This is a genomic window from Moorena sp. SIO3I8, from assembly GCF_010692325.1.
Lineage (GTDB): Bacteria > Cyanobacteriota > Cyanobacteriia > Cyanobacteriales > Coleofasciculaceae > Moorena.
Window position 1 is genome coordinate 21,972 of the sequence record NZ_JAAHHW010000082.1, and the last position, 8,608, is coordinate 30,579.

The following is an 8,608-nucleotide window of genomic DNA, read 5'->3' on the forward strand; positions in this document are numbered from 1 at the left end:
GCTCTTTTTCCCTGTTCCCGATTCCCGATTCCCGATTCCCGATTCCCGATTCAGGGACTAGCGGGAAAACTACCACCAATGAAGTGAATATCACTAAAGGTTTCGATCCACAAACGAGCACCACAATCGAGTGGATTATCTGGGTTATAGACAATCTTACATGGACCAAGGATTTCCACTTCGTTGCCGTAGAGATTGGTACCACTGCGTTTTACTGAAATCACTGGCTTGCGCTCTTGAGGGCTTTTCTTGATATTCGAGCCAATGTGATTACGGTTGACATTAATCTTAGCTAAAGCGGGAGGACGACTAGTGCGCCATTTTCCTTTTGGTCCACGAGACCCTTTGGTAATTTGTGGCAAATGGTTGAACAGAGGAATAATCCAGAATTTCCCAGTTTTATAGGCACCCCGCACCCGACCCTTCTCTAGGAGTTGGCGCAATCGTCGAGAGGAAATTCCTAATAGAGATGCTGCTTCAGTAGTTCCAACGCACTTGTTCATGGAGTGTTTTTTTACTCTTCCTATAATACTAGTTTAAAGGATAAAAAGAAAATTGGCAACTTCTTTTTTAGGGAATAGGGATGAAAATAACTAAAGTGTGGTAAGTGTGGAGAGGGTCGGGGTGAAGTCAAGTGCTGTGGTGTCCACTATTAGCGAATCCGTCAATACCGGAATAGTTAGGAAATCGGGAATCGGTAATTGGGAATGCGATCGCATATAACTGTCCTCGGGAATGCGATCGCAAATAGTTAATCTCAACTTCGGAACAAACGGAAGAGTTTTGCCTAGAGTCAGTCTTGTCTGCGTTAGCTAAGCGGCTCCAAAGGAGCATCGCTTAGCGTGACCAAACGCGATGGACTTCGTCCCGCTTTCAGCGAACGCGTGGCCTTTTGGCCAAGGTCAATCGCGGCTATGGGATTGGCAGGTTAGAAATTTTCAGTGTCGAGTATGGATGGATGGTGTGAGGTGGGGATGCCAACTGAGTGCGTTCGCGTAACGTGACCATTCGCTTAGCGTGGCCTTTTGGTCAAGGTCAATCCCATTCGTTTCTGCAGACACTAAAATTCCCCACGAGCAATTCTTTACAAAACTTTATATTAAATTGTAGAAAAATTGGATTTTCGGAGTGATTAATAAAGTGAGTGTTGTCAAGAAAGCGTAATACTCTTAACCAACTATCCATACTTCATTTTGTAGTATGGATAGTTACTGAGCCAAAACAGTTTCCACAACGTTTTCTATTGTTAACAACTTTTTTTGCAAGACAACTCAAATACTAGCTTTGTAAAAGGAGTATTCTTATGACCCTTTTTGCGACAAAGAAACTTGCGATCAATAGTTTTAGTCCTTTAAAGGGGGGATGGACTAACTTTAATACCTATCCCCGCCAGTTAGGTGATGTGAATGGGGACGGTCGGGATGATATTGTTGGTTTTGGTCATACCTTTGTTTATGTATCCCTAGGTCAAAGCGATGGTACCTTTGCTTCCCCATCAATAGCCCTAGACAGTTTTACAGTCGATCGAGGGAGATGGACTGATTTTGATACCTATCCCCGCCAGTTAGGTGATGTGAATGGGGACGGTCGGGATGATATTGTTGGTTTTGGTCATACCTTTGTTTATGTATCCCTAGGTCAAAGCGATGGTACCTTTGCTTCCCCATCAATAGCCCTAGACAGTTTTACAGTCGATCGAGGGAGATGGACTGATTTTGATACCTATCCCCGCCAGTTAGGTGATGTCAATGGAGACGGTCGGGATGATATTGTTGGTTTTGGTCATACCTTTGTTTTTGTATCCCTGGGTCAAAGCGATGGTACCTTTGCTCCCCCATCAATAGTCATGGAAGATTTTACAGTCGATCGAGGGGGATGGACTAATTTTGATACCTATCCCCGGCAGCTAGGTGATGTCAATGGGGACGGTCAGGCTGATATTGTTGGTTTTGCTAATAATGGTACCTATGTAGCTTTAGCGAACAATCCGGGAGTTGACCCCTTACTCAGTATATTCTAGACTGAGAACTATTAATTTCATAAATTAGTCAATATAAAACAAAGCGATGGTTTTTCCGTGGCATATAGCGTTTATAAATGAGTTGTAAAAAACTATTACCATTTTATCCGTTACTAAAAATCCCTATATAGTTTATTAACTCTCGCCTTTGGCATTTTGTATTTTGGATTTTAGTAATGCATTCTGTTCACAAATCAAATGTAAATGTTATATACCACCCTCTTACTTTCAGTAGTGATACATTCCTTCAAACAGATCTGGCTCTGGTTGAAATTGTAGGGTGCATCTCACTTTTGCTGTTTGACCCGGTGGGTGTAACGGGCATCTTGCTCGTTACAATTTTCGGACGGACTGTCCCAATACTGGCTACCGGGAAAATCAGGGGGAGCCCGTCCCTAAGGCACCCTACGCAACTTTTTTAGAAATATGAGATGCACCCAAATGGTATTTGATTGGAAGTAGGGATGTTGCTAGGTAAAATAGCAATATTCCTTACTACTGACATCAATGGCTCGCTCAAAATACACTCTCGAAGCAGTAGCAGATATTCTTGCAGCCATCAGAGAGTCTAGATTAGACCGTGTTGGATATCATTCAGGGAGTATTTTTGGTGCGACTTATTATACTGGGCAAACTAAATACCTGGAGTTTTTAGAGCAAATATCGAAAAACCTATCAGGGGGATAAGTAATAAAACTGAATTATCCTAGACTGATTATAGTAAATGAGTAGTTTAAATCAGCGATTACCCCTTAAATAGCAAGGGATTCAATAAACTAAAAATATATTTTTATTAAAATTACTCAAAACCTTACTTAGTAAGGGATATGGCGATTATTTTATACTAATTTACTATAGCCACCCTAGGAGAGCCTTGATTCTTGCATTTCCCCTGCAACAAAAAGCCTATTACAAAACCATAAAAAATCAAGTTTTCGCTAAAAATTAAATGATCAAAAAATGCGATTAATCAGGATTTTTTAATTATAAAATTGGTAGTTAATTAATAATGAAAAATATTTTTTAAAAAAAAATAATAAGTAAAATGAACAACATTTTTTCAATTATTGGCAAGATAATAACTGAAAAAATAGGTGTATTAATGGTAACATCCATGATTGGTTTAGTTGCTTTTTCAGCTGACAAAATTGTCGAACATATTAAACTTGCAGCTAATCGAGCTGACCAACAAATTTCAAATTATAATGAGCTGGCAACTGACCTTTCTGATTACATATTTTTTACCGAAGTATTGGTTAAATTCTATAGCCAAGGATGGACTACAAAATCATCACTTAATAAAATCGTACCACGATATAATAATGCAATTATAAAACTGCGCAAACGAGAGTATGTTAATTTAGCTTTAGTTCATAGATTATGGGGCAAAAAATCAGCAAATGAGTTTACAGAAATAATGAGTTTAGTCAAGCGTATCGACGCTTTAGTTCATGAACTTAATACCGAAGCAGGAGCTGTCGATAGTGGAAAAAAATAAAAAGTAGACCCGGCAGTCGCCAAAGCAATAATAGATAATATTAAACCTTTATTTAAGGCTTTAGAATCAAAAGTACCTTTATTCTTAATAAAGCTTTACTAAGCTATATTTGAATAGGTTAATCGTCTGTTTTTAAGCAAAGCAAAAAACGTCAATACTCGATGGTAGTGGCTGGGGTATCGATTCGTGGGATGCGAAGTTGGAGGAACGTTCCCAAGTCAAATATACTTATTCCTTATTACTGACTACTGACATCAATCGAGATATCGCTCAAAATACACTCCATAACGAGTAAATTATATTCTTGCAGCCATCAAAAAGTATTTATTAGACCATATTGGATATCATGCTGGGTTATTTCTGGCGCAAGTTATTACTCATGGCAAACTGATACCCCAAGTTTCCAGAGTAAATAAAACAGGCTAAGCATCAATCTTCAATTGCTGGAATGCCCAATAATTAAATTGATCATTTTGAATAGTCCCAAAGCGTTGACCCCCTCAGCGACTAGCAGGAGAACTTCCACCAATGAAGTGAATATCACTAAAAGTTTCAATCCACAAACGAGCACCACAATCCAGTGGATTATCTGGATTATAAACAATCTTACAAGGCCCAAGGATTTCCACTTCGTTGCCGTAGAGATTGGTACCACTTCGTTTTACTGAAATCACTGGCTTCCGGTCTTGAGGGCTTTTCTTGATATTCGAGCCAATGTGATTGCGATTGACATTAATCTTGGCTAAAGCGGGAGGACGACTAGTGCGCCATTTCCCTTTTGGTCCACGAGACCCTTTGGTAATTTGTGGCAAATGGTTGAACAGAGGAATAATCCAGAATTTCCCAGTTTTATAAGCACCCCGGACGCGACCCTTCTCTAGGAGTTGGCGCAATCGTCGAGAAGAAATTCCTAATAGAGATGCCGCTTCAGTAGTTCCAACGCACTTGTTCATTAGTGGACTTAATTTTTAACTCTTCCTATAATACTATTATAAGGGATAAAGAAAAAATTGGCAACTTTAGGGAGTCGGGAGTCGGGAATCGGGAATCGGGAAGAAACGGAAGAGTTTAGGGTGTGGTAGGGAAATGCGATTGACCTTTGGTCACGCTACGCGAACGCAAAGCCGACGCTTCATCGCGTAGCGGCTCCAAAGGAGCATTGTTTGGCCTGTCCTAAGAATCCCTTAAGGTAGCTTGAGTCCACGCAGCGGCTAGCTACCATCAAACATAGTCACTTACAAAATTAATTAATTAATGGTTGGGGAAACAGGATTTTTCCCGACTCCACTACTCCCGACTCCCGATTCCCGACTCCCGACTCCCTCACAAGTTTGTTACAAAAATTTTCAAAATATGTTATAATATAAGATTATTTGTGCTATAATGAAATTACCGTGGGCGCTAAAGCGATGCAGCGCGGTCTTGGGGGTTTCCCCCATGAGCGACTGCATCAAGAAACGTTCCACGGTAAGAGCCAGCCTCAAGAAGTTCACAGGAAAGGCTGGCTCTCGTCCCCCAGTTAAGGAGATAACTTATTATTATGACGTACTCTCAACGCCTATATCCATGGGCGGTAGTTCGGCTATTGCCCAAGATGCAAAGAGTAGTTGTTGGTCGTTTCCGCAATCGTTCTGATGCCGAAGGTCACATGCAGGCTCTGAAGCGGTTAATGCCTGATGGGAAATTTATCATTGTATTTGATATTGGCCAGGGTATAGAAGAAGGATCTTCTGAGGAGAATAGGGAGTAGGGAGTAATTAGCTTTCAGCTTTCAGTTATCAGTGATCAGTTATCAGCTTATGGGTTAGGTCACAGGCTGGAAGCCTGTTCCACCCTACTTGAGGGGTTAGGTCACAGGCTGGAAGCCTGTGCCACAGCTGACCACTGACCGCTGACCACTGACCGCTCATTTACTACTCACAATAGTCTCCCAATTCTGAATCACTTGCTGCAAAGCTTCCGGGAGCTGATTACTACCAATATCGGCATAACGTGTGGTACCAGCATTGCTGCTCAGAGTAACACTGATGTAATCAGCAGCACCAATAGGAGCAGGGTAACTGAGCTGATCAAACTGACCAAAGTCTACGTCTTTGTTGAGAAACTCTTCAAAGCCTTTGACATCTTGACGGGAAATGCGAGCAATCTCGGTGGGAGTGCTATTCCCATTGATCCGTATGTACTGCTGAATCACTTGTCCATTGTTGAGCAGACGGGTTTCAACGGTTTGACCAAAGAAACCACCATTTGCGATCGCACGAAATACGGTATTCTTCTCTAGGGCTGGCGGTAATTCACTGCTGGGAATCGGTACTGCTGCCAGTAGGTCTTGATTGTCTACTGATTCAACCTGAGCGGTTGCGGTAGAGTTACCTGATGGTAAGAACTTACTTTGACCAGCTTGGCTAGTGACTGCACTAAAGGATAAAATTCCGGTTAATGCACAGGCAGCAATAATATAAGAGGATGGGGTGATTGCACGCAAGTTTTTCATCTGATTCCCTTGATTAGTTGAAGGTGTACCGATAGGCCAAGGTAGAGAAGTTAGCAGCAGTATCAAGACCAATTGCTGGTGTTTGCCTTTTCACTTAGGACTATTGACTTGTGGGAGATTTGTTTTGTTTCGTGGTAACTACCGCACTAACGGTAGGGAAATCACCCCGTAAGCATTCAGACTTTCTCCCGTAACTCTTCCAATTCCTCCCGCACTGATAACGGTTGATACCCCAAACTAAATGCTAATGAACTATCCAATGAAGTATCGGGAGATCTAGGAGCAGCCATCGGTACATCCTTTTGTAGACAGCGTCCTAAATTATCTTGGGGAAGTTCAAATACCTCAGCCATCAAGCAACCAAACTCATAGCGTGAGATCCTTTCTTTTCCGCCCAGATTAACTAGACCTTGGACTTTCTCTAGCGCTAGTAAAAGTCCCTTGGCTGCTGTGGTGCCACTGACAGGGGTTCTAACTTCATCGGTAAATAAGCTCAATGGTCGCCCTTCTCTCAGGATTTTGATGAAGGGTTGGATAAAGCTACTGGCAGTAGGGGGAGTGATGCCAAACATTAAGGGCATGCGGCAAATCGCGACTTTAGGATAATGCGATCGCATCCCTTCTTCTGCCATCACTTTTTGCTCACCGTAATAGCTGATGGGCGATACCGGATCAGTTTCTAGATAAGGAGGATTTAAACCATCGAAGACCAAGTCAGTAGAGGTAAACACGCAAGGGATATCATAATCTGCACTTAGTCGAGCAATATTGATAGAAGCTGTAACATTAATCGAGTATGATTCCTCTCGATGGGTCTGACAAAAATTAGGTTTAGATTGAGCTGCGGTATGAATTACTCCTGCTGGCTGAATCTCAGCAAACAGATGCTTCATGTCTTGGAATTCCCTCAAGTCAGCCTTTACTAGGCTTATTCCCGGAATATCTATTTTCTGGGTAAAATACGTTCCATAAATATCCCATTTTTCTTTAGCGAGCTGGCAAAGGTTCCATCCAAGGAAACCGCTAGCTCCTGTCACTAAGAGTTTTTTTCTCATCAAAATTTAGAGTTAGTAAGGGGGGAAAACAGATATCCTTGTTACTGTTCTATCTTTTGATTTCCTTAAGTGCCCATTAAATAAGCTGACAGCAGTCAGCGGTCAGCAGTCAGCTTAGATGGGTTTTTCCCAAGACTTTCAATTGGGTGCATCTCCTAAAAGCTGTTTGACCCATTGGTGCGTTACGGGACGGACTTTCCTAACACTGGCTACCGATAAAATGAGAGCTCGCCCGTCCCTAACGCACCCTACCTAACTATTCTCTGCTCCCTACTCCCTACTCCCTGCTCCCTAAAAACATGTATACCTTACCTAATTGAAAACGGCTATATCAACGATTAGCCGTTCATAACAGCGTGTTCCTTAAATACCTCCAAAGGAATGTAATCAAGGGCTGCTTCATGGGTTGCTGACAAAATCACCGGTGGCGCAACCCCAGCATCCAGCGCCTCCTTCCAACGACTGAGACACAAACACCAATGATCTCCGGGTTTAAGACCAGGAAAACCATAGACCGGGGATGGTGTACTCAAATCATTCCCTCTTTGCTTAGTAAAAGAGAGAAACTCTTCCGTCATTTCTGCACAAACGATATGTACACCAACTTGACACTCCCCATGGCGCTTATGCCAGGGGATTCTCGGTTCAGCGAGCCAACTTGCTCAACCAGGTCGGAACCAAGCAGAGTAGAGGTCGAGTCTCCCCGAGCGTTTTGATAAGTTCCGGTGTGCCCCACCGTACCTAAGGCTCTCGTTAAGATGTTTATGGCGGCATTGTGATCACGGTCTAACTGACATCCACACTTGCAAACATGGGTTCGAGTGGATAATGACTTCTTGACCACTTCTCCGCAACTAGAGCAGTTTTGGCTAGTATAAGCAGGATTTACTGCAACAGTTATCCGACCAAACTTAGTGCCAAAGTGCTCTAGCCATTCCCGAAACTTGTACCAACCTGCATCATTAATAGATTTGGCAAGGCAATGGTTTTTAACTAAATTTTTAACTCTCAAATCTTCGTAGGCGACCAGGTCGTTAGACCGGATTACGCAACGCGCCAGTATCTTGGCATGTTCTTCACGCTGCCTACTTATTTTGAGGTGTGTCCTGCCTAGCCTATTAATAGCTTTCTTTCGGTTAGTAGAGCCTTTCTTTTTTCGGGAAACTCTACGTTGATGAAACTTTAAGCGTTTTTCGCCTTTGCGATAGAATCTAGGGTTAGGTTCTGAATATCCATCAGAGTCGGTGTAAAAGTCTTTTAGTCCAACATCCAGGCCAATGGTATATCCAGTAGCTTCCAGTTGTTCTGAATTGTCAATTTTTACGCAGAACTGAACGTAATACCCATCGGCTCTTTGTACTACACGAACTCGCTTGATGAGTTTTTGGTCGAAGCACCATAAGTCCCACGTACCCTGGTTGACTGACAAAAGTTCACATAGCGCGATCGGTGCAGGAATCGGTGTAGCAGCGCGCTACCCAACGGAAGACTCATTCTTTCCCAGTGATGGAAGGTGTTACCTTCTCAAATTGGCTACAAAT

The 8,608-nt window shown here is 42.4% G+C and carries 10 protein-coding genes and 2 pseudogenes; 4 read left to right on the plus strand and 8 right to left on the minus strand.

Going from position 1 to position 8,608, the window contains the following annotated elements; all coding sequences use genetic code 11:
• Positions 1 to 50: 50 nt before the first annotated feature.
• The 3 genes from F6K51_RS25000 to F6K51_RS25010 form a co-directional block, all read right to left on the minus strand.
• Positions 51 to 503: a DNA-binding protein gene (locus F6K51_RS25000; RefSeq protein WP_293025300.1), complete on the minus strand. Its 453-nt coding sequence runs from the start codon at positions 501 to 503 to the stop codon at positions 51 to 53.
• Positions 504 to 630: 127 nt separating this feature from the next.
• Positions 631 to 834, minus strand: a complete 204-nt coding sequence (locus tag F6K51_RS25005; protein WP_293025302.1) for a hypothetical protein — start codon at positions 832 to 834, stop codon at positions 631 to 633.
• A gap of 104 nt (positions 835 to 938) precedes the next feature.
• Complete coding sequence (locus tag F6K51_RS25010; RefSeq protein WP_293025304.1) at positions 939 to 1,061, minus strand: hypothetical protein; 123 nt, start codon at positions 1,059 to 1,061, stop codon at positions 939 to 941.
• A gap of 242 nt (positions 1,062 to 1,303) precedes the next feature.
• Here F6K51_RS25010 and F6K51_RS25015 point away from each other — a divergent pair, with 242 nt between their 5' ends.
• The 3 genes from F6K51_RS25015 (at position 1,304) to F6K51_RS25025 (ending at position 3,518) form a co-directional block, all read left to right on the plus strand.
• Positions 1,304 to 2,020 carry a VCBS repeat-containing protein gene (locus tag F6K51_RS25015; RefSeq protein ID WP_293025306.1) on the plus strand — a complete coding sequence of 239 codons (717 nt, stop codon included), beginning with the start codon at positions 1,304 to 1,306 and terminating at the stop codon, positions 2,018 to 2,020.
• A gap of 507 nt (positions 2,021 to 2,527) precedes the next feature.
• The gene (locus F6K51_RS25020) at positions 2,528 to 2,707 is read left to right on the plus strand and encodes a hypothetical protein (RefSeq protein WP_293025308.1); all 180 of its coding nucleotides are present in this window, start codon (positions 2,528 to 2,530) and stop codon (positions 2,705 to 2,707) included.
• A gap of 358 nt (positions 2,708 to 3,065) precedes the next feature.
• The gene (locus F6K51_RS25025) at positions 3,066 to 3,518 is read left to right on the plus strand and encodes a hypothetical protein (RefSeq protein WP_293025310.1); all 453 of its coding nucleotides are present in this window, start codon (positions 3,066 to 3,068) and stop codon (positions 3,516 to 3,518) included.
• 500 nt (positions 3,519 to 4,018) lie between these two features.
• Here F6K51_RS25025 and F6K51_RS25030 read toward each other — a convergent pair whose 3' ends face one another.
• Positions 4,019 to 4,471 (minus strand): DNA-binding protein, encoded by a 453-nt coding sequence (locus tag F6K51_RS25030; RefSeq protein ID WP_293025311.1) that lies wholly within the window; start codon positions 4,469 to 4,471, stop codon positions 4,019 to 4,021.
• 587 nt (positions 4,472 to 5,058) lie between these two features.
• On the opposite strand from F6K51_RS25030, the gene F6K51_RS25035 reads away from it, so the two are divergent.
• Positions 5,059 to 5,268: a hypothetical protein gene (locus tag F6K51_RS25035; protein WP_293025312.1), complete on the plus strand. Its 210-nt coding sequence runs from the start codon at positions 5,059 to 5,061 to the stop codon at positions 5,266 to 5,268.
• A 156-nt stretch (positions 5,269 to 5,424) separates the two neighbouring features.
• Here the strand turns inward: F6K51_RS25035 and F6K51_RS25040 are convergent, their stop codons facing one another.
• The 4 genes and pseudogenes from F6K51_RS25040 to F6K51_RS25055 all read right to left on the minus strand — a co-directional run.
• On the minus strand, positions 5,425 to 6,012 hold the full coding sequence (locus F6K51_RS25040) for a hypothetical protein (protein ID WP_293025314.1): 588 nt from the start codon (positions 6,010 to 6,012) through the stop codon (positions 5,425 to 5,427).
• 176 nt (positions 6,013 to 6,188) lie between these two features.
• Complete coding sequence (locus tag F6K51_RS25045; RefSeq protein WP_293025316.1) at positions 6,189 to 7,067, minus strand: NAD(P)-dependent oxidoreductase; 879 nt, start codon at positions 7,065 to 7,067, stop codon at positions 6,189 to 6,191.
• Between the two features lie 338 nt (positions 7,068 to 7,405).
• A pseudogene (locus F6K51_RS25050) lies at positions 7,406 to 7,669 on the minus strand (DUF2237 domain-containing protein); the annotation flags it as partial.
• Positions 7,642 to 8,484 (minus strand): annotated as a pseudogene (locus F6K51_RS25055) (transposase); the annotation flags it as partial. The pseudogenes F6K51_RS25055 and F6K51_RS25050, both read right to left, overlap by 28 nt.
• Positions 8,485 to 8,608: the final 124 nt, after the last annotated feature.

What these genes read in the sequence shown, in the direction of transcription:
- F6K51_RS25020 (WP_293025308.1), top strand. Translation starts at nt 2,528, where the DNA reads ATGGCTCGCTCAAAATACACTCTCGAAGCAGTAGCAGATATTCTTGCA.
- F6K51_RS25030 (WP_293025311.1), bottom strand. Translation starts at nt 4,471, where the DNA reads ATGAACAAGTGCGTTGGAACTACTGAAGCGGCATCTCTATTAGGAATT.
- F6K51_RS25035 (WP_293025312.1), top strand. Translation starts at nt 5,059, where the DNA reads ATGACGTACTCTCAACGCCTATATCCATGGGCGGTAGTTCGGCTATTG.
- F6K51_RS25045 (WP_293025316.1), bottom strand. Translation starts at nt 7,067, where the DNA reads ATGAGAAAAAAACTCTTAGTGACAGGAGCTAGCGGTTTCCTTGGATGG.
- F6K51_RS25005 (WP_293025302.1), bottom strand. Translation starts at nt 834, where the DNA reads ATGCTCCTTTGGAGCCGCTTAGCTAACGCAGACAAGACTGACTCTAGG.
- F6K51_RS25040 (WP_293025314.1), bottom strand. Translation starts at nt 6,012, where the DNA reads ATGAAAAACTTGCGTGCAATCACCCCATCCTCTTATATTATTGCTGCC.
- F6K51_RS25015 (WP_293025306.1), top strand. Translation starts at nt 1,304, where the DNA reads ATGACCCTTTTTGCGACAAAGAAACTTGCGATCAATAGTTTTAGTCCT.
- F6K51_RS25000 (WP_293025300.1), bottom strand. Translation starts at nt 503, where the DNA reads ATGAACAAGTGCGTTGGAACTACTGAAGCAGCATCTCTATTAGGAATT.
- F6K51_RS25025 (WP_293025310.1), top strand. Translation starts at nt 3,066, where the DNA reads ATGAACAACATTTTTTCAATTATTGGCAAGATAATAACTGAAAAAATA.